The sequence below is a fragment of the Maribacter confluentis genome (genome assembly GCF_030505015.1).
In the GTDB taxonomy this organism is placed as follows: Bacteria; Bacteroidota; Bacteroidia; order Flavobacteriales; family Flavobacteriaceae; genus Maribacter; species Maribacter sedimenticola.
In genome coordinates, this window is sequence record NZ_JAUKUC010000001.1 from 1920418 (window position 1) to 1945518 (window position 25101).

Genomic DNA, 25101 nt, shown 5'->3' on the forward strand with positions numbered 1-25101 from the left:
TTCCTTTGCATGTTTTAAGCGGTCTTACCGTTTGCTGGCTCATTGGACCAGCTTCCTTGTAGCAGGGTTTGAAGCCCAAGTAGGAAGAACATGCAGAGGAAATTAAATATGTTTCTTATCCTTTTTTTCATTCCACTCCTTCATTTATAGTGCTTTAGAAAGCTAGCATTTTATATTTTATAGAGTTATAAAATCTGTACAACTCACCGTAAAAATTGTATAATTGGATTTTTGCTACCTGAATATTTAGCATAAAAAAATCTTGTCGACATGATAGAAGACAAGATTTTTTAACCAACTAACTCAAAACTTTAAAGGTCATATCAATGCCCAATCTTTGTGGGGAGATATATACCTGAAAACTATATTGCAAAAATGCAATAATTAAAGGTGTATACATTTCAACTTTTCATGTATAAACCCCAAGATTGTACAAATAGTCTTCTTTTAAGTATATCTGGAAAATAACCTACAGATTGACTATAAGGCAATTAGCTTTTAAAATTTTAACATTGTTAAGATTTTTTTAATACATTGTACATCAAACACTAAACACTATATATAATGTCTAAAACAACCACCAATTTATTATTGATGTTGATTACCATTGTAGCCGGTACGTTCCTGTATATTTATTTTTGCAGCGAATGTGGTTCATTTACCAAAGAGCCAGCCAAAACCGTTACGGAAACACCGGCAACCGTGGTAACTCCTAAAGCCACTTCTTTTCCCTTTGCCATTCAGGGAGAAGGTCTCAATTTTTCCTCGAACGATAATTATAACTTCAACCTTTCATCCAATGATTTTGTTCAACCTTTAAGTGCTGAAGTTAACATGGGAATTTCAGAACTAAAATCATATTTGGACGGTAACGAAAATCAAATTCTTAATATCACCGGGTATTATACCAGTGATGAAGAAAACAATACAGCTTTTCCAAATTTAGGACTTGCAAGGGCCAATTCCGTTAAAAATGACTTGGCTTCTAAAGGCGTCTCAACAAGCCAAATCAATACTTTGGGCAAACTTATGGATGATATGGTCGCTAAAGACGGTATATATTATGGTCCGGTTTCATTTGGTCTTGACACTAAATCAGAAACGGCGGATGATGAACTTAAAGCTCTTTATGATGCTATTCAGGCCGATCCCCTTATCCTATATTTCAACACCGCTCAAGCATCAATTACACTAGATGCGGCACAGCGTCAAAAAATTGCCGATATCTCTAAATATCTTGATAGAGTAAAAGGAGCACAAGTTGACATTGTAGGCCATACCGATAACACCGGAAAAGCCAGCACCAATATGAGATTAGGTTTGGACCGCGCAAATTTTGCCAAAGACTACCTATTAAAAAATGGTATATCCGAAGATAAGATCATAACATCCTCAAAAGGTCAAACTGATCCAATTGCCGATAATGCCACTGAAGAGGGCAGGGACAAAAACAGAAGAACCGTTATTACTTTAAAATAAACATACACTAATCTCCTAAATTAAATTAAAAATGAATTTTGAAACTATGAATATTTGGTGCTGGATCATTCCAGCTTTAGTTGGAATCATCTGTGGTATCCTGGGCTATTTGATCGGCAAAGGTTCAAACAACGAAATTGATAATTCTGCAGAAATCTCAACGCTAAAAGTAAGTAACAGCAAATTACAAGCAGACTTGGATGCGTGCAACAAAAAAGTCATTGCCGCCAGTAAAACAGTAGAACCGTCACCGGTGGCCAAAAGTGCTCCAAGCACCAATTTAGGTGCCACTGCAGCTTCTTTTGCAGCTGGGGCAGCAACAAGTTCCATTGCTTTTGATGCTACTGCGGCCAAGGCTGTGTATGGAAAAACCATTAAACAGGACGATTTAAAAATTGTTGAGGGTATTGGTCCTAAAATTGAAGGCATGTTCAAGGACCATGGTATTAAAACATGGAAAGCACTATCTGAATCTACCGTAGCGGACTGCCAGAAAGTATTGGACACCGGCGGTAAAAGATATAAAATTCATGACCCTGCCTCTTGGCCTATGCAGGCAAAAATGTGTTATGAAGGTAAATGGAAAGAACTTGCCAAATGGCAAGAAGAACATAAACATGGCAAACTGTAACTACTGTTCAATAGCGATAATAAAAAAATCCCGATTCATTGAATCGGGATTTTTTATATCCTATAGTGCACCATTGGCCTCTACCCATTTAAAATGGTATTGGTCTTCCGGAAACTTCATGCGTTCCGCAATTCGTTCCAACCTTGCTGGCAACTTCAATAGATAATCCCTGGCCTTTTCTGCTTCCTCGTTCAAGGAACGCATGCTTTCCAGCTCCCAAAATGCATTTAGCTTAGCCAAAATATCTACATAATCCTGTGCCGTATATACTCCTAAACGTTGGGCACAATTTGAAAAGTTCTCAAATGCAGAACCAATGGTACCGCCAGATTCCCTTAAGAAATGGGCGGGCATTACAATTTTTTTCTTCATCATATCGGCAAATGCGATCATCATACCTGATGGGTCTTCACCAAATATAGTTTTCACAAATTCCCTATAGGCCAAATGATGCCTCATTTCATCACCTGCAATAATAGTACACATTTTTCCTAATAGTGCATTTCCTTTTTTCTTGGCCAATTGACCAACACGTTTGTGCGAAATATTGGTAGCCAATTCCTGAAAAGAAGTATATACAAAGTTCTTATAGGGATCGCGATCGGTTCCAATATCAAAACCATCTGAAATTAAGTGTTGGGTCGTAAGTTCAACCTCTCTCATATTTACCCTACCGGACAGGTATAAATATTTGTTCAATACATCACCATGCCTATTTTCCTCTGCAGTCCATGCACGTACCCACTTGGCCCAGCCATTGGTCTTATAATCACCATGTTGGTCAATACCTACAACATCCATTAACCAAGATTCATAGGTTGGTAAAGCTTCTTCAGTAATTGTATCTGCAACCATGGTCACCCAAAAGTCATATCCCAAATCCTTGGACTCCTCACGCAATTCCTTTACTTCTTGCAAAAACGTATCTTTTTCTGAATTTGGAAGAAAATCCGTTGGCTGCCATATATCTTCAGGTTTTATAAGGAAAGAATCCATAAATCCCTCAACCTTAGGCTCCAATGCCTGCATCACTTCCAATCTTATATTTTTAATCGGCATAGTATCTTTTTTTTCAAAGTTCGTCAATAAAACCCTCTCTTTTAAGGTAAAGTTACAGGTTTTATCAATTCCTACCCATTTCATTGGGATAAAACGTATAAACCGGCTCACTTTGCCAATATTCCTTGGTATCTATATCCATAATGGTCAACGGCCCCTTAAAGGCGGCCCCAGTATCTATGTTCCAAACATTGGCCGCATTTTGTGGTGTAGTCTTACCAATTCTTGTAACTGGGGTATGGCCTATATAAATCTCATTATAGTTCTTAAGCCTTTTTGGATAATGAATATGTTCCTCATCCAATTTACGGTCCAAGGACAGGGCAAGTTCCCATAGGGTACGGTCCCAATAAAATGTTTTTTGGAAATACTCATGCTCAATACCTTTTAAATTGGTAAAACCTGCATGCAGGAACAACCTGTTATTATTATCCAAATGATAATTGTTTAGCCCTTCATAGAAATTCATATGAATTTCCTTAGCGGCCTCCGTTATCTTGTTATATGAATTAACGGTTGCTTCACCACCGTGCATGAACCAAGTAGGATTGTCTGCGGCACCCCTTAGCCATTCGTAACAAAGCTCGTCATGATTTCCCCGTAAAAATATGCAGTGGTACTGTTCCCTTAACGACAAAAGGAAATTAATGGTTTCTACCGCCTGGCTCCATCCGTCAATATAATCCCCTAAAAATACAAGGGTATCGTTTGTTGTTACAGCGGCCCTATCTAATACCTGCTCTAACCCTTTTAATCCTGAGTGGATATCCCCTACAACCAATGTTCGTTTTGTACTCATTTAGCAAAAATCGCAAATACCGCAATTACAACAATGATAAAAACCACTAAAAAGAAAATTTTCCAGAAAGAATATGGCCTTCTACCACTTAACACACCGGTTTGCCCGTTTATATAAAAACTATACTCCTTACCGTCATATCTATAAGAGCTTATATACACCGGTACCAAAATATGTTTAAAGGTTTCGTTGAACAATTTAATGTCCGCATTGGAAATTCTTTGGGTATCTCCACCTATATCCCTTCTAATCCAGTTATAAGCCCTGTTTTTGGCTTCTTGAAAAGAACGATGATGACCTTCCTTTAATGAAACGGAATATTTTTCAGTTACAAATCCAGATAAATATTTTGAATTGAATGCCACTAATTCCTTTAAATTCCAATGGCCTACTTTTGGTGGAATTTCCCTTTGTTTTTTTTCTGATGCGTTTATAAGAATATCATCTACAAAGCCACTGATATTACCGGAAACATATGTCCATTTGGTTTTTCTTACCTGCCTTGTCCTTTTACCTTTATTACTGTTATAGGTTTGCGTTTCATAATAATAATCTCCACGCTGCCCTTGATAGGATGCTTTTAAATTGGCATCAAAAGTCCAATAGGGCACATAAAGGCCATGTAACCCTTCTGGATCCAATGCGGCCCTTTTTAATTTATTGGGGGCAAACCAAAGTTTTGCTACCCAATTCCTGAACACTGTCTGGGCTTTTCTTGCATCTAACTGAAAAGGTACTAGGGCTCCGGGCAATATCCATCCTTCTTTTTCTACATCTTCACGTATTAAAGGTTCACTACAATACACACATTGTAACGATTTGTAATTTTCTTCTACATGTTGGTTTGCACCACAATTTTTACAATGTAGCAGTTCAATCGTCTGGGTATATGCATTTTCCCCAACTATCCGTAAATAGTGTTCCAGTTCAAGCTCCTCAAAACTGCTTTTGGATTGTTCTATAAACTCCTCGTACCCACAATAATCACAAGTTAACTGATGCGAACCAGGTTTAAACTTTAACTCTGCCCCACAATTGGCACATGCTTTTTTGTATTCTGACTTTTGAATTTCGTCCATAGTAAATTCCCTTGTGGTTAAAGGGTAGTGACCTACTTATAATCTTGTTTAGGCGGAGGGTAAAGGTGGCGGGGTATTTCCTCCTAAAAATGATTTAAGCTCCTCTATTTCCTTTAATGGTGCCCATTGTTCCATTCCCTGTTTCCAAATAAGAGAATCTCTATTGATAGTCCTACTAGCAAACAATTCCTTTAATTTATCTATAGGTACCGGACCGGATTGCTGCCCACCAACGGCATAAAAATATCCTACGGCAACCGGTATTGGTGGTGGACTTGGCGGTTGTACCTGTTGCCCACCAAAAGGTTGTCCACTAGGTTGCCCCATCATACCGCCCATCTGTTGCGCCAATACAAAACCCATACCCATGCCCATACCCGCACCGGCGGTACCACCTTCATTTTTTGCAGCGAGCTCCATTGCTTTGGCCGCCTTGAACTGAGCCAACTTGCCCATATCCAACTTATCTAACCTACTATATTCAAATATTTCCTTTTTAAGTTCTTCCGGCATGGAAACATTTTCAATATAGAATTTTTCCAATTCTATACCTACCCTATTAAATTCTGGTTGCATGACCTCTTGGCAAGTTTCCGACAATTCACTAGTATTTGCAGCATATAGTTCTATAGGAAGGTTTGCCTCGCCTACGGTATCGGTAAAACGGGTTACGATCAAACTTTTTAAGTGCTCATTGACTTCATAGTTGGTAAAATTACCATCTGTACCCACCACATCGATCACAAATTTTCCTGGATCATTTATTCTAAAGCTATAAGTCCCAAAAGCCCGGATCTCTACCAACCCAAACCTGTCGTCACTTAGCATGAAAGGGTTTTTGGTTCCCCACTTCTCATCAGTAAAAAGTCTTGTATTAACAAAGTATACCTCAGCCTTGAACGGACTATCAAAACCATATTTCCAACCTTTTAGTGTGGTAAGAATAGGCAGGTTTTTAGTGTTCAATGTATAGGTGCCAGGTTTAAACACATCTGCCAATTGCCCCTCATTAATAAATACCGCCACTTGCCCTTCACGAACAATTAATTGTGCGTTATTTTTAATTTCGTTCTGATAGCGCTCAAAACGATGGACTATTGTTTCATTGTTAACATCTAGCCACTCTATTATATCTATAAATTCGTGACTAAGTTTTTTTTTAATTTCATCGAATATGCTCATGGTCAGCTAATTTTGTTTTGTGCAATTCAAGATATGCATTTCAAGAGCAGAGCCAAAATATCACGGAATAATAATCGTTAATAATGCTGCCCATAGTGGTATTTTATTATTTCATTAAGAATTTTTAGGAAATAGGTATATTTTCTAATTAAATTAGAATTTCTAATTACGGTCTAGATTTATGAAAAAGATATTTTGTATTGGGGAATTATTGATTGATTTTGTTGCCGAAAATCAGGGGAGCGATTTATCTAAAGCAAATGAATTCACAAAAAAAGCAGGCGGAGCACCGGCAAATGTGGCTTGTGCCATCAGTAAATTAGGAGGTGACAGCTTCTTTATAGGCTGTGTAGGAAACGACCCTTTTGGAAAATTTCTTTTAAGGATATTAGAGGATGAAAAGGTAGATATATCCATGGCCCAAGAATCTGACATCTTTACGACCTTGGCCTTTGTTTCATTGGACGAGGATGGTGAAAGGGATTTTGTTTTCAGTAGAGGGGCAGACAGGGAACTGGTTTATGACTCCTCCCTTAAAACTTATTTTGAGCACAACATTGTGCATTTTGGAGCCGCTACCGCATTATTGGGCGGCACTTTAGAAGAAGCATATAGCAGATATTTATTTGACGGCCTTACCAAAAACGCATTTATAAGTTTTGACCCCAATTATAGGGTTGACCTATGGAAAAACAAGGTGGATGTATTCAAACGTAAGTGCGAAACTTTCATAGAAAAATCACAATTATGTAAATTTAGTTTGGAAGAAGCACTATTGCTTTCCAGTAAAGAGAACGTAGAGGAAGCCTGTGAAGTTTTACATGAAATGGGAACGGAAATCATAGTAGTGACCTTAGGAAGTGAAGGGACCTGGTTGAGTACTAAAAAATTTCAAAAAAATATAGCGAGTATTACTGTAACCCCCAAAGATACTACGGGTGCAGGTGATGCCTTCATAGGCTGCCTATTGTATCAAATTGCCAAATATCCTACTATTGAAACATTATTGGATAATGAAGAGGTACTTACCAATATGGTAACCAAAGCCAATAAAGCGGGTGCTATTACCACGACCAATTTTGGAGCCATAGAATCTTTGCCAACTATGCAACAACTAGACGCTTAAAATGAACCAAGCGGAACTACATCGTTATTTGGTTTCCAAAGAACCAAAGATAGATGATGCACAACAGCTCAAAACCTATTTTGACCTGAGGCTGGCAACCAATCTCTCATTAATAAAATCTTTGTTTTTTTCACTTTATAACGAAAAGGAATATGTAGATCAGTTCTATGTGCTCATTGAACAGCTTGAAACTCTTTACGGTCAACGTTCCTTGGCGTTACAACAACAAGATATTGAACGCTTAAGGGCGGGTAACTGGTACCAGAGCGAACAAATGGTCGGCATGCAACTTTATGTGGACCGTTTTAACAAAAACATTAGCGGTCTAAATGAAAAATTGCCCTATTTCAAAGATTTAGGAATCAATTTTTTACACTTAATGCCTGTAACCACCAGGCCAGCCGGGGAAAATGACGGTGGGTATGCAGTAAACAGCTATCATGAAATAGACCCCAGATATGGCACTAAGGACGAGTTTGTTGCCTTGACCAAAAATGCCCGTAAAAAAGGAATTTTCCTAATGCTGGATTTTGTGGTCAACCATACGAGCGATGAGTTTGAATGGGCCAAAAAAGCAAAAGCGGGCAATGCTAAATATCAAGGGTATTATTACACATACCCAACACGCCATATTCCAGATGAATTTGAAAAAACGCTCCCCGAAATCTTTCCACAGTCTGCACCGGGCAATTTTACCTATAACAAAGAAATGGAAAAATGGGTAATGACCTGTTTTAATCATTACCAATGGGATCTAAACTATAGAAACCCCGAAGTTTTTATAGAAATGTTGGCCAACTTAATGTCCTTGGCCAATTTGGGCGTTGACGTAATCCGTTTTGATGCCTTGGCCTTTCTATGGAAAAAGCTCGGCACCCAATCACAGAACTTACCGGAGGCCCACGCCTTAATCTCCCTTTTTAGAATGTGCCTTCAGGTTATTGCGCCAGGAGTAATACTTTTGGCCGAGGCCATTGTAGCCCCAAGAAACATTCTCAAGTATTTTGGCGAAGGAATGTTAGAGGGCAATGAATGTGAAATTGCCTATAATGCTTCTTTGATGGCGTTACTGTGGAACTCCATTGCAACCAAACAGGCATCTCTCATGCTAAAGAGCTTAACCGAGATACCAACCAAACCCAAAGACGCTACTTGGATAAATTATATTAGGTGCCATGATGATATCGGTCTTGGATATGACGATAATTTTATAGCCTCTATGGGTTGGGACCCAAGGGTACACAAAGAGTTTTTATTAAATTACTATTGTGGTAAATTGGCATGGTCACCTGCCAAAGGATTAATGTTTATGTACAATCCTAAAAATGGAGACGGAAGAATTACCGGTAGTGCCGCATCCCTTTTGGGTCTTGAAACCGCATTGGCACAAAATAACAAAAACATAATTGATTACGCCATTGCCAAAATATTAATGATGCACGGTATCATCTTAACGATTGGCGGCATACCTATGATCTACGCCGGGGATGAAATAGGCACCTTGAACGACTATACTTTTGAGCAAGATGCCGATCATGTAAACGATAACCGTTGGGTGAATAGGCCACTTCAAGATTGGAATACTATTTCCACATTGAACAAAACATCAGATAGCCCCCCAACAATTATATTTAAAGGATTAAAAAATATGATCCGTATAAGGAAAGATCATACTGTCTTCAAAGACACCAATAACCTTAAAATATATGGATGTCCCAATCCGCATATATTCGTTTACGAACGTACAGAGGGTGAATGCAACATCTATATCCTTTCAAATTTTAACGAGGTAACGGAAAAATTAGATATTGGCTGGCTGCATTCCATTGGCATTCAAACTGGTAATACGACTATTGATCTTCTAACCGATCATCCTCTTGAGCTTATAAATAACGAGCTGCCCTTAAAACCTTTTCAACAACTGTGGATTAAAAATAGTTAATGGTCGTTAAATAATAACGAATACCTATTCATTAAAAAAATGCATTTGGGCAACCTTTCTATTTGTAAATTGTTTGGTCACTATGGTTTTGATGAAGCCATATTAAAACATCAGTATACCACAAATAAAATTCTAACTTATAGACCAAAAAGTGGTTTTTATATCATGGAATTTTAATTGTACCTAACCTTCCTAAGTATTCTCAGTGCCTCTTTTATTGAGGTATTAACCTTGGGGTAGGCATGTTTTAAAAGCCCCCTTGCTATTTCCATCTGTTCCTTGGCCTGTTCAAATCCATTTAAATAACAAATAAGATAAGTATCTGCCAAATATTTTAAACTTTTGACCTCCATAGGACTAAATGCAATGTTAGCTTTGGCCTTCTCTATAATTAAATTATTGTTTTTATAAATTTCCCCCAGTTTCTTTTGATTGTATTTAGGCGGATTAAAAAGCAAATCACTGTTAATTTGATAAGTGCCATTTTCATTAAAATTAATTACCACTTTTTCTAATGGATAATATTTTTGTTTGGCCCCTAGTCCCAATTGCACAAATTCTATTGTTGTAAATGAATTTTCATCAATACTGATTTTTACCTCATCTAAATTAGAGTAGAACAATTTCACCTGTTCGTTAATCAATTCAATATCTACCCTATAATAAAAGGTTTCCCCGTTCACTACTTTTTTATTGCCGGCCCAACAAACTACAAATTGCTCTTTAAAAACCTTATAATCACTTTCTAAATCTTTATGCCTATTGTTTAAAAAATCAATTACTCCGTCTAAGGTTAATTTTATATTGTTCTTTGCATGTTGCTCTATGGTAGCGACAGCCTCATTATTTATTTCCTTAAGTTCTATATCATACGCTTTTGGCAAACTAATGCTCCCTTCCCTAAAAAATACAGAACCTGCGTAATATTTCCAGATGGTCTTTCTTAGGGAACATACCTTACCTATGGATTTTATGGTGACCAACCCTACAACCTTGCCGTCCGGCAAATGCGGAAACGGTATATTCTCATATGAGATCAAGGGAGGGTTGTTTAAATATGCATTGACCAGATTTTGGATTTTACTATCATCAAAAAAATCTACCCCAACAATATTATTGTCCTCATCCTCTACACCTATTACTATAAAAGAATTATTGGAAGGATTGCTATTGGCCAAAGCACAGACATGCTTTAAAAATTTTGCCTTTCCCTCTTTTTCCCCAATGGATATAAAACGCTTTTTATCGTAAAAACTATTCTCGTCGTTATGGGCGAGCAAGTTTTTAACCAATAGGCGTTTATTAATCATTTGTTATAATGTTTTCAATACCTAAGATTTATTTACAATGGTACTGGATGCCTGTGCCGTGGGCATGACAATTAAATCTGCAATATTTACATGATAGGGTCTTGTTACCACAAAATGGATAATGTCCGCAATATCTTCCGGATTTAGTGGCTGAAAACCTTTATATACATTATCCGCACGATCATCATCTCCCTTAAAGCGCACATTACTGAACTCCGTTTCCACCAAACCAGGGTTTATGGCCCCAACCCTAATTCCAAATGGGTTAAGGTCTATTCTCATGCCTTGGTTTATGGCGTCTACGGCATGTTTGCTTGCACAATAAACATTTCCTTTAGGGTATACTTCCTTTCCGGCGGTGGATCCTATGTTGATAATGTGCCCGGATTTTCTCTGTACCATCTGTGGTATAAGTGCCTTGGAAACATACAATAAGCCTTTTACGTTTATATCCAACATGGCATCCCAATCTTCTAGATTCCCTTCATGAACGGGGTCTAACCCATGCGCATTTCCTGCATTATTGATAAGAATATCTATTTGGGAAAATTCTTCCGGCAAGCCATCTATTCCCTTGTTAACCATGGTTTTATCCCTTATATCAAAATTTAAGGTATGGATATCGACTTCTTTTTCCAATTCATTTTTAAGTTGGTCCAACCGCTCTTGACGCCTACCGCAGATTACCAAGTTTATTCCATTTTTGGCAAAAAGTACGGCGGTTGCTTTACCTATACCACTGGTAGCTCCCGTTATAAATGCTGTTTTTTTCATCTTCAACTTTTTTATGCGACTTCATGACCTTCGTTGGCTTCAAGTAAGATAAACCAATCTTGTAAATCCATCTCTATGCGTACTGCTTCCATAGCTAATTTTAATCGCTCCGGAGTTGCCGTACCTACCACAGGATGTATTTTAGAAGGGTGTTTAAGTATCCATGCCAATAACAACTGATCTTCAGTAGCATTATATTTCTTGGTAAATTCTTTTAACAATTTACCAATTCTTTGGTTTGCAGGGGTATCATTTCTAAAATAAGAACCTAAGGGACTCCATGACATGGCAAGCCTATCTTGAACGATACAATCATCTAAAACACCATTGTTCATTGCTTCATTGGAAGTCAATGAATACTCTATCTGATTGGCCTCTACCGAAACCTTCTTTTCAATAAGCTTTATTTGGGACGGTGTAAAATTTGAGACCCCAAATTGTTTGATCTTTCCTTGTTGCTTTAAATGATCAATAGCCTCTGCAATCTCAAACGGATCCATGAGCGGACTTGGCCTGTGCAATAACAATAGGTCCAAAAAATCTGTTCGTAAGAGTTTTAAGGACCTTTCCACAGATGCTATGATATAATCCTTTCCATACTCATAGTGTTTTACCCTATTGGTTCTATCCTTTACATTAAACTGTATACCACACTTACTGATCAATTGTACGTTCTCCCTGGCAATACCGCATTGTGCAAAGGCTTTACCAAATTGGTCCTCGTTCGTATAATCCCCATAAATATCGGCATGATCAAAAGAGGTAATTTTATTCTCCATACATTGGTTCATTAAAGAAACCATTTCCGTAATAGAAAGTTGTTTGCCCCAATTACCCCATGTCATGGTACCTGCTATAATTCTAGAATACGTGGTCGTGTTGTTCATAGGTCGATGAATTTAAAAAGAAATCCCTTAAAGGCTTCATAAAAATATAGGGTTTTCGTTATTTTTAACCTATCATTAACAGCTACTGAGTGATTTAATTTTCAATTTGCATGACTGTTAAAATTCAGAAGGCTAATAACCAATTATATAACGATTTAAATGGAAGAAAATACTTCAGTTGACATTAGTGCCGTAAATGAGAAAATTACTCGTGAAAGTGCTTTTATCGATTTATTGATGCTTGAAATGAACAAGGTAATCGTGGGCCAAAAATATATGGTAGAACGGTTATTGATAGGTCTTCTGGGCCAGGGACATATTTTATTGGAAGGTGTACCCGGGCTGGCAAAAACATTAGCAATAAACACCCTCTCCAAAGCCGTTAAAGGAAGTTTTAGCAGAATACAGTTTACCCCAGACCTGCTTCCAGCGGATGTTGTAGGTACTATGATATACAATATGAAAGTGAACGATTTTTCTATTAAGAAAGGTCCCATTTTCGCTAATTTTGTTTTGGCAGATGAAATTAACCGTGCCCCGGCAAAAGTACAGTCCGCCCTTTTGGAGGCCATGCAGGAAAAACAGGTAACCATTGGTGATGAAACGTTTACCTTGGACAAGCCTTTTTTGGTAATGGCTACCCAAAACCCGGTAGAACAGGAAGGCACTTACCCTTTACCTGAAGCACAGGTGGATCGTTTTATGTTGAAGACGGTTATTGATTATCCAAAAATCAATGAGGAGCAACTCATAATGCGCCAAAATTTACTTGGTAATTATGAAGCGGTCAACGCCGTAGTATCCATAGATCAGATTCTTAGTGCCCAAAAAGCAGTTAGAGAAGTATATATGGACGAAAAAATAGAAAAGTATATTCTAGATATCGTATTTGCTACCAGGTATCCAGAAAAATACAACCTTGAAAGTTTAAAACCGTTGATAAGTTTTGGTGCCTCTCCAAGGGGTAGTATAAACTTAGGTGTTGCCGCCAAGTGTTATGCGTTCATTAAAAGAAGGGGCTATGTGGTACCCGAGGATGTAAGGGCCGTTGTACACGATGTATTAAGGCATAGAATTGGTATTACCTATGAAGCGGAAGCAGAAAATATCACCTCTGTAGATATTATCAATAAAATCGTAAACGAGATAGAAGTACCATAACGTTATTCGTTGGCGTTCAGCGTACAATTGGCGTATGTAAACCCAATTGCATTTATTTTATGCTGACAATTTTAGAAATAACGGCTGTTTCAATAACAAAATGGATACCAAAGAACTACTCAAAAAAGTACGAAAGATAGAGATAAAGACCAGGCGTCTTTCCGACCATATATTTGGTGGGGAATACCACTCTACCTTTAAGGGTAGGGGCATGACGTTTAGTGAAGTACGCCAGTATCAATTTGGGGATGATGTCAGAAATATAGATTGGAACGTAACGGCCCGGTACAATGAACCGTTCATAAAAGTATTTGAGGAAGAACGGGAACTGACCATGATGCTTCTTGTGGATATAAGCGGTTCTGAACTGTTCGGTACCACCAACCAGTTCAAAAATGAGATCATAACTGAAATTACGGCAACATTGGCATTCAGTGCATTGCAAAACAACGATAAGGTAGGATTGATCTTGTTCTCTGACCAAGTTGAACTGTTCATACCTCCAAAAAAAGGAAAGACCCATGCACTACGCATCATTAGGGAACTGTTGGAATTTAAACCAAAAAGTAACAAAACGGATATTGGCCAGGCACTAAAATTTTTGAGCAGTGTCATGAAAAAGAAGGCCATTGTCTTTGTCCTTTCTGATTTTATTGGCGATGACTACGAAAAAACATTAAAAATTACCGGAAACAAGCACGACGTTACCGGAATAAGGATTTATGATGAAAGGGAGCAGACTATTCCTAATTTGGGAATGGTTCAACTAGAAGATGTAGAAACAGGTAAATTACAATTGGTCAATACACAGTCTAAAAAAGTACGTAATGCGTACGCCCAATTCAACAAGGAACGTGTTGCCTACTTCAAAGAGGCTTTTACAAAGGCCGGTTGTGGCACATTGGACTGTAGGGTAGATGAAAGTTATGTAAAGAAATTATTGGGCTATTTTAAAAGAAGAGGTTGATACGAATGATTAATGATAAGTACTTACTTAAAATAAGCTTTTCGTTCTATAAACGATATGTGCCGGTATTGGTTTTTTTAAGCTGTTTACTTCAGCTGTCCGCACAGGAAAAACCAATTTTACAAACTTCAATAGATACGATTTCCATAAAAATAGGCGAGCAGGTTCAATGGACCGTTACCGTTGAAGTGGATACCACTGCACAAGTCATTTTTCCTGAAGGACAAACATTTTCACCACTAGAGACCGTTGAGGCATTTGCTACCGATACTACTAGAAAAAAAGACCGCCTGACCTTGCAAAAAATTTATGCCCTTACCCAGTTTGATTCCGGTGCATATAAATTGCCTTCACAACGAATTGAAATTAATGGTACCGGCTATATGACGGATTCAATGTTGATCAATGTTGCAACTGTGCCCGTAGACACCTTAAATCAAAAAATGTACGACATTAAACCCATTATAAATGTCGAAAAGAGCAATTCGGAAATTTTAAAATTTATACTTTACGGTATACTGATTTTACTTCTTTTGGGCGGTATGTTCTATTGGTTCGTTCTTAGAAAAAAACCATTGACAGAGGAAGAAAAAGTAGCGCTTTTGCCCCCATATGATAGAGCTATTTTGGAACTTAAGCGATTGGAGAATTCCAAATACTTAATACAGGATGAATACAAAGAATATTACTCTGAACTAACGACTATAGTACGTTCTTATTTAGAAGAAGATGTGCATGTTACGGCACTGGAAAGTACTACTGGCCAACTAATTGAAAAACTGGAACTTTTAAAGGATGCCGGTGAGCTAAATTTGGATGACGATACTATAAAACAGTTTCAACAGATATTGCAAACGGCAGATTTGGTGAAATTTGCAAGAAACAAACCATCTACCCAAGTAGCGGAACAAGATCGCAAATTAGTAGAGCAAATTGTGGAGAAAACACATGAAGCCCTACCTGAACCTACTGAAGAGGAATTACTGGAGCAAGCGGAATACCAAGAAGAGCTGGAAAGAAAACAGAAAAAGAAAAAAATCATCATTGGTATTGCATCGCTAGTGGCATTACTACTCGTTGCTACTACAATTGCCGGTATAAAGTTTGGGTTTGGATATGTAAAGGATACCGTTCTTGGACATCCTACCATGGAATTGCTTGAAGGGGATTGGGTACGTAGTTCATATGGTTTTCCACCTATTGAACTGGAAACGCCTAAAGTAATGGTCAGGCAAGAGGTAAAATTACCACCAGAAGCCAAAGCTGCCATAGCGGACATACAAGCTTTTACCTACTCAAGCCAAATTGGTCTGTTTAGTGTTGCCGCTACTTCCATTACATTGAACGATCCCAATGCAGAGCCCGATTTTGATAAGACCATTGAGCAGATTTTATCCAATTTTGAGGCCCAAGGGGCAAAAAACATTATTACCAAACAAGAAGAATTCTCTACGATAAGCGGTGTCACGGGTGTTAAGGTTTTTGGTAGTGGCAAATTTTCTACGCCAAAAGTAACCGAATCGCTAGACGGCAAATACACTGTTTTATTATTTGGCGGCAAGGGTTTTCAACAGTATGTAATCTTAACTTGGTTAGAAGATGATGATTACGCACAAGAAATAGTTGACCGAATTTTAGCATCGGTAGAAGTTAAAACAGAAGTATAAATGTTAGAAAATATATCTTTTGCAAATCCAGGGTTCTTTTGGCTGTTTCTACTACTGCCATTAGCCATTGCATGGTATATCTTTAAGCAAAAAGAACAGACTGCGTCTCTTCGTATATCAAGTTTAAAAGGGTTTGATCAAAATAGCTTATTGCCAAAACTTAAACCCTTGTTGTTCTTCTTGCGTCTTATGGCTTTGAGTGCTATTATCGTAGCAATGGCAAGACCCCAGACAGAAGACATATCAACACGTACCAAAACGACCAAGGGTATAGATATCGTTATGGCAATAGATGTGTCTTCAAGTATGTTGGCCCGTGATCTTAAGCCAAACAGATTATCAGCTTTAAAAGAAGTAGCCGCAGATTTTATAAAGAAAAGACCAAATGACCGTATAGGACTGGTAGCCTATGCTGGTGAAGGATATACCAAGACGCCAATTACTACGGATAAAGCTATTGTCATCAATGCACTTTCCGAAATTAGTTATGGTCAATTGGAAGATGGTACGGCTATTGGTATGGGACTGGCAACTTCAGTCAATAGACTAAAGGAAAGCAAGGCAAAGAGTAAAATAATCATTTTACTTACGGACGGTGTAAACAACTCTGGGTTCATAGAACCACAGACCGCAGCGGATTTGGCCATTGAATTCGGAATTAAGACGTATACAATTGGCCTTGGCACCAATGGCAATGCATTGTCCCCGGTATCCTATAACGCAGACGGTTCGTTTAGATACGGTATGAGACAAGTAGAAATAGATGAAGCACTTTTAAAGGAAATTGCACAGGCCACAGGCGGAAGATATTTTAGGGCTACGGATAATGAGTCTCTAGAAGAAATCTATGATGAGATCAACAAATTGGAAAAAACCGAAGTTGAAGAATTCAAATATTATCGTTATGAAGAGAAATTTAGACCTTGGATTTTATTAGCAGGGGCGCTTCTATTATTTGAATGGATTTTAAGGAACACTCTTTTTAGAAGTTTTGTATAATATGGTACAGTTAGACGAAAAAATATATTTCTACTTGCTCATTATCATTCCGGTAATTGTGGTACTGTACCTAATGGTCTTGATTTGGAAAAAAAGAACCCAAAGAAAATTTGCGGATACCGCACTGCTTAAAAGACTTACCCCAAGCTACTCCACAAATAAAAGTGCTTTAAAGCTAATACTCTTCATCTTAAGCTTAGGATTATTGATCGTAGGTTTGGTCAATCCCAAAATTGGTACAAAATTAGAGACCGTTAAACGTGAAGGGGTAGATATTGTATTTGCTGTTGATGTTTCTAAAAGTATGTTGGCCGAAGATATTGCCCCTAACCGATTGGAAAAAGCAAAAAGACTGGTTTCGGAAATAATCAATCAATTGGCCAGTGATCGTATAGGGATTATTGCATATGCCGGACAAGCATATCCACAACTGCCCATAACTACGGATTACGGAGCGGCAAAAATGTTCTTGCAAGGTATGAACACAGATATGTTGACCTCACAAGGTACCGCTATAGACCAAGCCATTGAACTTGCCAGCACGTATTACGATGATGCGGAGCAAACAAACAGGGTACTGTTCATTATTTCTGATGGAGAAGACCATTCCGAGGGTTCTACTATAGATGCCGTAGAGGATGCCGTAGATGAGGGCATAACCATTTATACCATTGGTGTCGGAAAAGCAAAAGGTGCACCAATTCCTATCAAAAGAAACGGAATTTTAGAGAGCTTAAAGAAAGATAATCAAGGGGAAACCGTAATAACCAGGTTAAATGAAGCTGTATTGGTTGATATTGCCAATGAAGGTAAAGGACAATATATAGATGGTTCCAACACAGATGCAGCTGTGGAATTCATTAAAGAGGAATTGTTGAAAATGGACAAAAAGGAGTTTGAGGCCAAACAATTTGCAGAATACAAAGATCAGTTTCAATGGTTCATTGGGGCGGCCCTTTTGCTTCTCTTTTTAGATATTTTTATATTGGACCGTAAAACAAGCTGGTTAAAGAAATTAAACCTGTTCAACGAAAAAAGACATGAATAAAATCAGAATTATCACCCTATCGGTTTTTGTTTCTTTGTCTGCTAATAGTATTGCTCAGGAAATGAACGAGCAAGAAAAGGAAAAGGCATTGAAAACCTCTACCAATCTTACATGGGAAGGCAATAAATCCTTATCCGAAGATGATTTTATTGCCGCAGAGGTCAATTATAGAAAAGCCATATCAGAAAGTCCGGAAAATAGTGCCGCTCCTTATAATTTGGGCAATGCCTATTATTTGAACGAGACCTATAACGAAGCTTTCAGTAGATTTAAGGAAGCAGGAGAAACATCGACCTCCAAAAAAGACAAGCACAGCGCTTACCACAATATGGGCAACGTTTTTATGAAACGTAAGGAATATGAAAAAGCTGTTGAAGCTTATAAGGAAGCTTTAAGAAATGACCCTACGGACGAAGAGACAAGGTACAACCTTGCCCTAGCAAAAGAACTACTTAAAAAAGACGAGGAAAACAAACAACAGAACCAAGACGATAAGGACGAGGACAAAAAGGACCAGGACGAAAACAAGGACCAGGACAAAAAAGACGAAGGGGAAAACGAGGACAAAAAAGACCAAGGAGATGAAGGGGACAAAGGTGAGGAAGGCGATAAAAATGAAGAGCAAAAAGACGAGAACAAAGATGGTGAAGGCGATAAAAAAAATCAAAAGAAACAACCTGAACAAGGGGATAAGGAGCAACAGCAGCAACCTAGGCCAAATCAACTTTCCAAACAGCAAGTTGAAAATTTATTAAGGGCAATGCAAAACGCCGAGAAAAAAGTTCAAGATAAAATTGACGCCAAAAAAGTTAAAGGTGTTAAGATTAAAAACGAAAAAGATTGGTAAAGATTAAGGGCATTTTAAAATACTCATTGGCACTATTGTTTTTGCTATCGTCCTCTATGGTGATGGCACAGGACAATAGTGGAGTAACGTTTGAAATGAAATTAAGCAAACCCAAATTAGGCTTAAATGAACGTTTGCGGGTAGATTTTGTCATGAACCGTGACGGCGATAATTTTAATCCCCCGGATTTTGAAGGATTTAGGGTCATCATGGGTCCGTCACAATCCATAAGTTCTTCATGGATAAATGGGGTAAGGAGTTACTCCAAATCCTATTCCTATACATTGGCCCCTACAGCAAAGGGAAAATTTACCATTAAGCAGGCATCCATATCAATTGGGGGAGAAACCTACAAATCCTTGGCAAAGGAAGTTGAAGTGACCGCTGCGGTAGATAAACCAAGTGATCAAATGACGGCAGATGACATTGCCGATGAAAACTTACATTTAGTTGCTGAGATTTCCAAAACCAACCCCTATTTGAACGAGGCTATTACAGTGGTCTACAAATTATATGTAAGTCCAAATATTAGTGTATCCAATTATCAACCCTTGGACAATCCTACCTATAATAATTTCTGGAGCCAAGATATTAAGGTATCCGCGTTAAGTGCCCAAAATGGAACTTATAAGGGCAAACCTTACAGATACGTAACTTTAAAACGTGTAGTGCTGTATCCCCAAAAATCCGGTAAGCTAGACATTGAACCCTTATCCTTGGATGTAACCGTGGACGTTCCCACAGGAAGACGCGATTTTTTTGGTAGCCGTATGTACGCCCAAACCAATAAAACGGTTTCCGCAGGCAGTAGGACCATAAATGTAAAGCCGTTACCGGTTGAAAACCAACCGGCTAATTTTAACGGTGCCGTAGGGGAATTCAATTTTAACGTGTCTACCAGTAAAACAAGTTTAAACGCTACGGAGTCATTACAGGCTACCGTAGAGGTCAGCGGTAAGGGAAACCTTAAACTTTTTAAACTTCCAGAACCTGAATTACCTAGTGCTTTAGAAGTATACGAACCTGAATTTACGGAAGGGGTAAGAACTACGTTGAGCGGCATGCAGGGAAAAATCAGTAACCAATATACCATTGTACCGGCCTTTAGGGGAAAATACCCAATTGCCCCAATGAGTTTTAGCTATTTTAACCCTTCAACAGAAAAGTACACTACCTTAACCTCTGATGAAATTATCATCAATGTCATAGAAGGTCCTTTAAATGGATTGAATACCCCATCTCCAAATGTAGCGAATAGCAAACAGGCCGTGATCGCCAGTGGTACAAAGTTCAATTTTATAAAACTGACCCCTAACCTATCCGATAAAACAGTTTCATACTTTTTTAGGTCCACCAAATTTTATCTTTGGCTGCTACTACCTTTGTTATTAATACCCTTGGCAATCATTTTTAGGAAAAAGAGAGACGCCATAGCAGGAGACGTTGCCGGAAACAAGGTCAGAAAGGCCAATAAATTGGCTCGTAAATATTTGTCGGCGGCTAAAAAGGAATTGGGTAACAAAGATTCCTTTTATGTGGCATTGGAAAGGGCATTGCATAATTATTTAAAGGCCAAGCTTAAAATTGAGACCTCAGAATTCAGTAAAGATAAAATTGCCGTGTTATTGGACAAAAAAGGCATTGAAGAAAGCACCATTACCAATTTCATATCCTTATTGCAAAGTTGCGAAGCCGCAAGATATAGTCCATTTTCCGATGTTCAAATGCAGGCAGATTATGAAAAGGCCAGTGAGGTAATTTCATTAATGGATAAACAATTATAATCATGTTTAAAAAGATAGCATTCATCATTGGTCTTTTTACGGTTATTTGCTGTAGCGCCCAGAACAATAAATTGTTCGATCAAGCTACCACAGCCTATAATGCCGGTGAATATGATAGTGCCATAGAGTATTATACCCAAATATTGGATAACGGCAAGCATTCTGCCGCGGTTTATTTTAATATGGGCAACGCCTATTATAAACTTAATAAAATTGCCGAAAGCATATATTACTACGAAAAAGCTTTGTTGCTGGCGCCAAATGACCAAGAAATAAAGACCAATCTCAGTTATGCCCAAAATATGACCTTGGACGCTATAGATACCCTGCCAGAAACCGGACTATCCAAATTATATAAGAATATAACCGGCAAGCTAACCTTTGATCAATGGGCATACCTAGCAATTGCCGCTATGTTGGCATTTGTAATTCTGTACATCCTATTTTATTTTTCAAATTATTCCACACGAAAAAGGTGGACCTTTATTGGTAGCCTTTTAGCATTGTTCGTTAGTTTGGTGGCCATTGTATTCGCCTATATTCAACAGAGCGATTTCAACGCTTGGCAACCGGCCATTATTTTTGCTGAAGAAAGCGTCATAAAGTCCGAACCCAATACTGCCGGCCAACAATTATTTATTCTCCATTCGGGAACCAAAGTGAATGTGTTGGATGAATTGGAGCAATGGAACAAAATACAATTGACCGATGGTAAGACAGGGTGGGCCAATAAGGAAGATTTAAGGCTGTTGAAAGATTTTTAGATATAATTTAACAGATATTTAAAGACTCGGGCTTATCTTTGTCATCGATTCAAAAAAATGAAACATATAGCGCGCATTACTTTGTTATTATTATGGCTTTTTGCAATTACTGCACCTAGCATAATAACCTTGTGCGATACCGAAAACCCTATTGTGGTTACCAATCTTAATGAAGAGGAACAACAAGAGACCGGTAAAAAGTCAATGGGCGAAGAAAAATATGTAAAGGAAAATGCTATTGATTTTTCCTTAATTGCGCTTACCCAAAACACCAACAGCCGTAAGCATTATTTACTAGGCTGTTTTGATTTTGCTTTAGAAGTTATCTCTCCCCCACCGGAATACCTAGGTTAGTTTACCATTTTAATTTTTTTTAAGTAACTAATCAATCCTAAGCAGAGCGCTAGGATATAATTTCATTATTTTATGTTTAAGCACATTAAGAGCGATATTCCATCAAGTATCGTAGTATTTTTCGTAGCACTACCTTTATGTTTAGGTATTGCGTTGGCCAGTGGGGCCCCATTGTTTTCAGGATTAATTGCCGGTATTATTGGCGGTATAGTAGTAGGAGGTTTAAGTGGCTCTAAAATTGGGGTCAGTGGACCAGCAGCAGGTTTGGCGGCAATTGTATTAACAGCAATTGGAGCCTTGGGCGGTTACCAGAATTTTTTGGTTGCCGTTGTTTTAGGTGGCATGATCCAAATTATTTTTGGTGTTTTAAAGGCCGGTGTCATTGGATATTATTTTCCTTCTTCCGTTATTAAAGGAATGCTTACCGGTATTGGTATTATCATTATTTTGAAACAAATACCTCATTTTTTTGGTTATGACCCTGATCCGGAAGGAGATTGGGCCTTTTTCCAGGTTGATGGTGAAAACACTTTTTCAGAAATAATCAATACCGTTAACAATATAAGTCCAGGAGCTACACTAATTGCAATTATAGGGTTCTCAATTTTGTTATTATGGGACAAGGTTTTATCTAAAAAAGGCAAAGTATTTCAACTGATTCAAGGACCATTGGTGGCCGTGGCCGTAGGTATTTTGTTTTATGTGCTGACCAAGGACAGTGATGTACTTGCAATATCCTCTGACCATTTGGTAAGTGTACCTGTACCAGAAGATGCCGCATCGTTTTTGGGACAATTTAGCTTTCCTAATTTCAGCGCCATAACTAACCCACAAGTTTGGGTTACTGCATTTACTATAGCTTTGGTGGCCAGTCTTGAAACCTTGCTTTGTGTTGAGGCAACGGATAAATTGGATCCCCACAAAAATGTTACCCCAACCAATAGGGAACTTTTGGCGCAAGGTACAGGCAATATTATATCTGGTTTAATCGGTGGATTGCCAATTACACAGGTAATCGTTAGGAGTTCTGCCAATATACAATCTGGGGGTAGAACTAAATTATCTGCTATAATACATGGTTTCCTTTTATTGATCTCGGTGATTCTTATTCCAAGATTGTTGAACATGATTCCATTATCGGTCTTGGCAGCAATTCTGTTCATAGTAGGGTACAAATTGGCAAAACCTGCCCTTTTCAAAAAAATGTATAAACTAGGGTGGAAACAATCCGTGCCATTTTTCGTAACCGTACTTGGTATTGTATTTACCGATCTTCTAATAGGTATAAGTCTAGGATTAGCGGTTGGTATTGTAGTTATTCTTTTAAAGAGTTACCAAAACTCGCATTTTTTACATATTGAGGACAATAGTAATGGTAAACACAAGATTAAGATGACCTTGGCAGAAGAAGTGACCTTTTTTAACAAAGGTGCTATTTTGAACGAGTTGGATAGTTTACCACGAGATACCTATTTAGAAATAGATATTATGAAAACGAGATATTTAGATCATGATATCGTTGAAATTCTAGAGGACTTTAGCCTTAAGGCCAAAGAAAGAAACATAGATATAAAATTGGTTTCTAAACGTGGGGTGGTAGAAAATCCTCCAAGCTACATTGGATTCTTTGAAGAAAGGCCCAAGTCAAAATTGAGCCTCAGTTAATTAACATGACCAAATCTTACGGTCTATAAACTTGTAATTATGAAAACTAAAAAATATAAAATTGTCATTTTTACAGAATTAAAGGATTCCTTGGAAAATACCCTTAAAAGCACATTAAACTTGGCAAAGGTATTTAAAGGTGAAATTGCCTTGTTCCATGTAAAAAAAGCAACCGATGTTGTAAAAAAAGAAAGTCAATTATCTGCCATGCGCAATCTAAATGCAGGGTATATGGAAATGGAAAAGCAAATAAATGCCATAGTAAACACCTATTCTAAAAAATTTGGTGTTCCATTATCCTATTCCTGTGCCATAGGTAACGTAAAACATGAAATTGAACATTATATAGATAATGAGAAACCGGATTTTATAGTCATGGGCAAAAGAAAGCCTAAACTATTTAATTTATTAGGTGACCATATCATACCTTTCGTCCTTAAAAAACATCATGGACCGGTATTTTTTACCGATCAAAAAAATGTTCTGGAATTAAATGGAGACCTTTCTTTGGGTATGTTAAGCGATTCTGAGGAAAATTCATTGACAGAATTGGTTACACGGTTGGTAACACATACTCAAAAACCATTGAAATCGTTTAAAATTTCCAAAAACAGTATACCAAAAAGTAGTGAAAAAGAGGAAATTGGCACTAAAAATATTGAATTTGTATTTGATAAAAACGACAATACCTCAAAAACCATTTCCAACTATATAACCTTCAACAAGGTAAATCTACTATGTGTGGATAGAGGTGAATTAAGCACGGATAAAAAGGGAAAATCTTTTTCAACGACCACCAATATTACCGATATTTTAGATAACCTTAATATTCCTTTATTATTAACAGGACAAATAACTAAAAATTAAAAACATATGAAAGCACATACTAAGGAAACACAAGCCACAATGACACCGCAAAAGTCATTGGACTTTCTTAAGGAAGGAAATTTAAGATTTCAAAATAACCTTAAGGCCAATAGAAATCTTTTAGAACAAGTAAATGATACTAGTGAAGGACAATTTCCTTTTGCTACGATATTGAGCTGTATAGACTCTAGGGTCTCTGCAGAGTTGGTGTTTGATCAAGGCTTGGGAGATATTTTCAGTGTAAGGATTGCAGGTAATTTTGTGAACGAGGATATCTTGGGCAGTATGGAATTTGGCTGTAAACTTGCAGGCACAAAACTTATAGTAGTTTTGGGACACACAAGTTGTGGTGCAATAAAAGGGGCGTGTGATCACGCAAGGTTGGGTAACCTAACTGCATTGATCAACAAGATAGAACCTGCAGTAGATGCCGTTACAGAACCAAAGGACGAAAGCCTTAGAAATTCTAAGAATCTTGATTTCGTTGATAAAGTTGCCGCTAAAAATGTAGAAATGACCATTGCCAATATAAAAAAGGACAGTCCGGTATTGGCAGAAATGGAGAAAAACGGAGAAGTTTTGATCGTGGGCGCCATGTATGATATATCTACAGGTGCCGTGGAATTTTTCGAACAATAATTATCCTTGGTTTAATCGATTATGAGAAACCGATGAATACTTCATCGGTTTTTTTAAACCATTATGTTAAA

The 25101-nt window shown here is 37.8% G+C and carries 23 protein-coding genes; 16 read left to right on the forward strand and 7 right to left on the reverse strand.

What is annotated here, in order from left to right:
• The first annotated feature begins 564 nt into the window (after positions 1 to 564).
• Positions 565 to 1479: an OmpA family protein gene (locus tag Q2T41_RS08460; RefSeq protein ID WP_304435719.1), complete on the forward strand. Its 915-nt coding sequence runs from the start codon at positions 565 to 567 to the stop codon at positions 1477 to 1479.
• 31 nt (positions 1480 to 1510) lie between these two features.
• Positions 1511 to 2110 carry a helix-hairpin-helix domain-containing protein gene (locus Q2T41_RS08465; protein WP_304435720.1) on the forward strand — a complete coding sequence of 200 codons (600 nt, stop codon included), beginning with the start codon at positions 1511 to 1513 and terminating at the stop codon, positions 2108 to 2110.
• A gap of 60 nt (positions 2111 to 2170) precedes the next feature.
• On the opposite strand, the gene Q2T41_RS08470 is transcribed toward Q2T41_RS08465, so the two are convergent.
• From Q2T41_RS08470 to Q2T41_RS08485, 4 genes are all read right to left on the reverse strand, one after another.
• On the reverse strand, positions 2171 to 3169 hold the full coding sequence (locus tag Q2T41_RS08470) for an acyl-ACP desaturase (RefSeq protein ID WP_089261266.1): 999 nt from the start codon (positions 3167 to 3169) through the stop codon (positions 2171 to 2173).
• Between the two features lie 64 nt (positions 3170 to 3233).
• Positions 3234 to 3968: a metallophosphoesterase family protein gene (locus Q2T41_RS08475; RefSeq protein ID WP_089261003.1), complete on the reverse strand. Its 735-nt coding sequence runs from the start codon at positions 3966 to 3968 to the stop codon at positions 3234 to 3236.
• Positions 3965 to 5047: a TFIIB-type zinc ribbon-containing protein gene (locus Q2T41_RS08480; protein ID WP_304435721.1), complete on the reverse strand. Its 1083-nt coding sequence runs from the start codon at positions 5045 to 5047 to the stop codon at positions 3965 to 3967. Before Q2T41_RS08480 ends, Q2T41_RS08475 begins: the two co-directional genes overlap by 4 nt.
• Positions 5048 to 5095: 48 nt before the next feature.
• A complete protein-coding gene (locus Q2T41_RS08485) occupies positions 5096 to 6229 on the reverse strand; it encodes an SPFH domain-containing protein (RefSeq protein ID WP_304435722.1) in 1134 nt (377 codons plus the stop codon).
• A gap of 181 nt (positions 6230 to 6410) precedes the next feature.
• On the opposite strand from Q2T41_RS08485, the gene Q2T41_RS08490 reads away from it, so the two are divergent.
• Both Q2T41_RS08490 and Q2T41_RS08495 read left to right on the forward strand, forming a co-directional pair.
• Positions 6411 to 7355 (forward strand): carbohydrate kinase family protein, encoded by a 945-nt coding sequence (locus Q2T41_RS08490; protein ID WP_304435723.1) that lies wholly within the window; start codon positions 6411 to 6413, stop codon positions 7353 to 7355.
• A gap of 1 nt (position 7356) precedes the next feature.
• Positions 7357 to 9297 (forward strand): alpha-amylase family protein, encoded by a 1941-nt coding sequence (locus Q2T41_RS08495; RefSeq protein WP_304435724.1) that lies wholly within the window; start codon positions 7357 to 7359, stop codon positions 9295 to 9297.
• Positions 9298 to 9470: 173 nt separating this feature from the next.
• Here the strand turns inward: Q2T41_RS08495 and Q2T41_RS08500 are convergent, their stop codons facing one another.
• Genes Q2T41_RS08500 through Q2T41_RS08510 form a run of 3 tightly spaced genes read right to left on the reverse strand, consistent with a single transcriptional unit; the run spans position 9471 to position 12268 of the window.
• On the reverse strand, positions 9471 to 10607 hold the full coding sequence (locus Q2T41_RS08500) for an ATP-binding protein (protein ID WP_089261008.1): 1137 nt from the start codon (positions 10605 to 10607) through the stop codon (positions 9471 to 9473).
• A 21-nt stretch (positions 10608 to 10628) separates the two neighbouring features.
• Positions 10629 to 11381 (reverse strand): SDR family NAD(P)-dependent oxidoreductase, encoded by a 753-nt coding sequence (locus Q2T41_RS08505; protein ID WP_304435725.1) that lies wholly within the window; start codon positions 11379 to 11381, stop codon positions 10629 to 10631.
• An 11-nt stretch (positions 11382 to 11392) separates the two neighbouring features.
• Positions 11393 to 12268 carry an aldo/keto reductase gene (locus tag Q2T41_RS08510; RefSeq protein WP_304435726.1) on the reverse strand — a complete coding sequence of 292 codons (876 nt, stop codon included), beginning with the start codon at positions 12266 to 12268 and terminating at the stop codon, positions 11393 to 11395.
• Between the two features lie 159 nt (positions 12269 to 12427).
• Between Q2T41_RS08510 and Q2T41_RS08515 the strand changes: the two genes are divergently transcribed.
• From Q2T41_RS08515 to Q2T41_RS08570, 12 genes are all read left to right on the forward strand, one after another.
• The gene (locus tag Q2T41_RS08515) at positions 12428 to 13429 is read left to right on the forward strand and encodes an AAA family ATPase (protein ID WP_089261011.1); all 1002 of its coding nucleotides are present in this window, start codon (positions 12428 to 12430) and stop codon (positions 13427 to 13429) included.
• A gap of 100 nt (positions 13430 to 13529) precedes the next feature.
• Positions 13530 to 14396, forward strand: a complete 867-nt coding sequence (locus tag Q2T41_RS08520) for a DUF58 domain-containing protein (protein WP_144803230.1) — start codon at positions 13530 to 13532, stop codon at positions 14394 to 14396.
• A gap of 5 nt (positions 14397 to 14401) precedes the next feature.
• The gene (locus tag Q2T41_RS08525; RefSeq protein ID WP_304437423.1) at positions 14402 to 16063 is read left to right on the forward strand and encodes a hypothetical protein; all 1662 of its coding nucleotides are present in this window, start codon (positions 14402 to 14404) and stop codon (positions 16061 to 16063) included.
• The gene (locus Q2T41_RS08530) at positions 16064 to 17062 is read left to right on the forward strand and encodes a vWA domain-containing protein (RefSeq protein WP_304435727.1); all 999 of its coding nucleotides are present in this window, start codon (positions 16064 to 16066) and stop codon (positions 17060 to 17062) included. It begins immediately after the preceding gene.
• A gap of 1 nt (position 17063) precedes the next feature.
• Complete coding sequence (locus Q2T41_RS08535) at positions 17064 to 18110, forward strand: vWA domain-containing protein (protein WP_089261015.1); 1047 nt, start codon at positions 17064 to 17066, stop codon at positions 18108 to 18110.
• Positions 18103 to 18957: a tetratricopeptide repeat protein gene (locus Q2T41_RS08540; RefSeq protein WP_304435728.1), complete on the forward strand. Its 855-nt coding sequence runs from the start codon at positions 18103 to 18105 to the stop codon at positions 18955 to 18957. The genes Q2T41_RS08535 and Q2T41_RS08540 overlap by 8 nt, the downstream gene beginning before the upstream one ends.
• A gap of 56 nt (positions 18958 to 19013) precedes the next feature.
• The gene (locus Q2T41_RS08545; protein ID WP_089261017.1) at positions 19014 to 20741 is read left to right on the forward strand and encodes a BatD family protein; all 1728 of its coding nucleotides are present in this window, start codon (positions 19014 to 19016) and stop codon (positions 20739 to 20741) included.
• Positions 20742 to 20743: 2 nt separating this feature from the next.
• On the forward strand, positions 20744 to 21505 hold the full coding sequence (locus Q2T41_RS08550) for a tetratricopeptide repeat protein (RefSeq protein WP_089261018.1): 762 nt from the start codon (positions 20744 to 20746) through the stop codon (positions 21503 to 21505).
• Between the two features lie 57 nt (positions 21506 to 21562).
• On the forward strand, positions 21563 to 21859 hold the full coding sequence (locus Q2T41_RS08555) for a hypothetical protein (RefSeq protein ID WP_144803246.1): 297 nt from the start codon (positions 21563 to 21565) through the stop codon (positions 21857 to 21859).
• Positions 21860 to 21931: 72 nt separating this feature from the next.
• On the forward strand, positions 21932 to 23524 hold the full coding sequence (locus Q2T41_RS08560; protein WP_304435729.1) for a SulP family inorganic anion transporter: 1593 nt from the start codon (positions 21932 to 21934) through the stop codon (positions 23522 to 23524).
• Between the two features lie 39 nt (positions 23525 to 23563).
• Positions 23564 to 24391 carry a universal stress protein gene (locus tag Q2T41_RS08565; protein WP_304435730.1) on the forward strand — a complete coding sequence of 276 codons (828 nt, stop codon included), beginning with the start codon at positions 23564 to 23566 and terminating at the stop codon, positions 24389 to 24391.
• Between the two features lie 6 nt (positions 24392 to 24397).
• Positions 24398 to 25030 (forward strand): carbonic anhydrase family protein, encoded by a 633-nt coding sequence (locus Q2T41_RS08570; protein WP_304435731.1) that lies wholly within the window; start codon positions 24398 to 24400, stop codon positions 25028 to 25030.
• Positions 25031 to 25101: the final 71 nt, after the last annotated feature.

What these genes read in the sequence shown, in the direction of transcription:
- Q2T41_RS08460 (WP_304435719.1), top strand. Translation starts at nt 565, where the DNA reads ATGTCTAAAACAACCACCAATTTATTATTGATGTTGATTACCATTGTA.
- Q2T41_RS08465 (WP_304435720.1), top strand. Translation starts at nt 1,511, where the DNA reads ATGAATTTTGAAACTATGAATATTTGGTGCTGGATCATTCCAGCTTTA.
- Q2T41_RS08470 (WP_089261266.1), bottom strand. Translation starts at nt 3,169, where the DNA reads ATGCCGATTAAAAATATAAGATTGGAAGTGATGCAGGCATTGGAGCCT.
- Q2T41_RS08475 (WP_089261003.1), bottom strand. Translation starts at nt 3,968, where the DNA reads ATGAGTACAAAACGAACATTGGTTGTAGGGGATATCCACTCAGGATTA.
- Q2T41_RS08480 (WP_304435721.1), bottom strand. Translation starts at nt 5,047, where the DNA reads ATGGACGAAATTCAAAAGTCAGAATACAAAAAAGCATGTGCCAATTGT.
- Q2T41_RS08485 (WP_304435722.1), bottom strand. Translation starts at nt 6,229, where the DNA reads ATGAGCATATTCGATGAAATTAAAAAAAAACTTAGTCACGAATTTATA.
- Q2T41_RS08490 (WP_304435723.1), top strand. Translation starts at nt 6,411, where the DNA reads ATGAAAAAGATATTTTGTATTGGGGAATTATTGATTGATTTTGTTGCC.
- Q2T41_RS08495 (WP_304435724.1), top strand. Translation starts at nt 7,357, where the DNA reads ATGAACCAAGCGGAACTACATCGTTATTTGGTTTCCAAAGAACCAAAG.
- Q2T41_RS08500 (WP_089261008.1), bottom strand. Translation starts at nt 10,607, where the DNA reads ATGATTAATAAACGCCTATTGGTTAAAAACTTGCTCGCCCATAACGAC.
- Q2T41_RS08505 (WP_304435725.1), bottom strand. Translation starts at nt 11,381, where the DNA reads ATGAAAAAAACAGCATTTATAACGGGAGCTACCAGTGGTATAGGTAAA.
- Q2T41_RS08510 (WP_304435726.1), bottom strand. Translation starts at nt 12,268, where the DNA reads ATGAACAACACGACCACGTATTCTAGAATTATAGCAGGTACCATGACA.
- Q2T41_RS08515 (WP_089261011.1), top strand. Translation starts at nt 12,428, where the DNA reads ATGGAAGAAAATACTTCAGTTGACATTAGTGCCGTAAATGAGAAAATT.
- Q2T41_RS08520 (WP_144803230.1), top strand. Translation starts at nt 13,530, where the DNA reads ATGGATACCAAAGAACTACTCAAAAAAGTACGAAAGATAGAGATAAAG.
- Q2T41_RS08525 (WP_304437423.1), top strand. Translation starts at nt 14,402, where the DNA reads ATGATTAATGATAAGTACTTACTTAAAATAAGCTTTTCGTTCTATAAA.
- Q2T41_RS08530 (WP_304435727.1), top strand. Translation starts at nt 16,064, where the DNA reads ATGTTAGAAAATATATCTTTTGCAAATCCAGGGTTCTTTTGGCTGTTT.
- Q2T41_RS08535 (WP_089261015.1), top strand. Translation starts at nt 17,064, where the DNA reads ATGGTACAGTTAGACGAAAAAATATATTTCTACTTGCTCATTATCATT.
- Q2T41_RS08540 (WP_304435728.1), top strand. Translation starts at nt 18,103, where the DNA reads ATGAATAAAATCAGAATTATCACCCTATCGGTTTTTGTTTCTTTGTCT.
- Q2T41_RS08545 (WP_089261017.1), top strand. Translation starts at nt 19,014, where the DNA reads ATGGTGATGGCACAGGACAATAGTGGAGTAACGTTTGAAATGAAATTA.
- Q2T41_RS08550 (WP_089261018.1), top strand. Translation starts at nt 20,744, where the DNA reads ATGTTTAAAAAGATAGCATTCATCATTGGTCTTTTTACGGTTATTTGC.
- Q2T41_RS08555 (WP_144803246.1), top strand. Translation starts at nt 21,563, where the DNA reads ATGAAACATATAGCGCGCATTACTTTGTTATTATTATGGCTTTTTGCA.
- Q2T41_RS08560 (WP_304435729.1), top strand. Translation starts at nt 21,932, where the DNA reads ATGTTTAAGCACATTAAGAGCGATATTCCATCAAGTATCGTAGTATTT.
- Q2T41_RS08565 (WP_304435730.1), top strand. Translation starts at nt 23,564, where the DNA reads ATGAAAACTAAAAAATATAAAATTGTCATTTTTACAGAATTAAAGGAT.
- Q2T41_RS08570 (WP_304435731.1), top strand. Translation starts at nt 24,398, where the DNA reads ATGAAAGCACATACTAAGGAAACACAAGCCACAATGACACCGCAAAAG.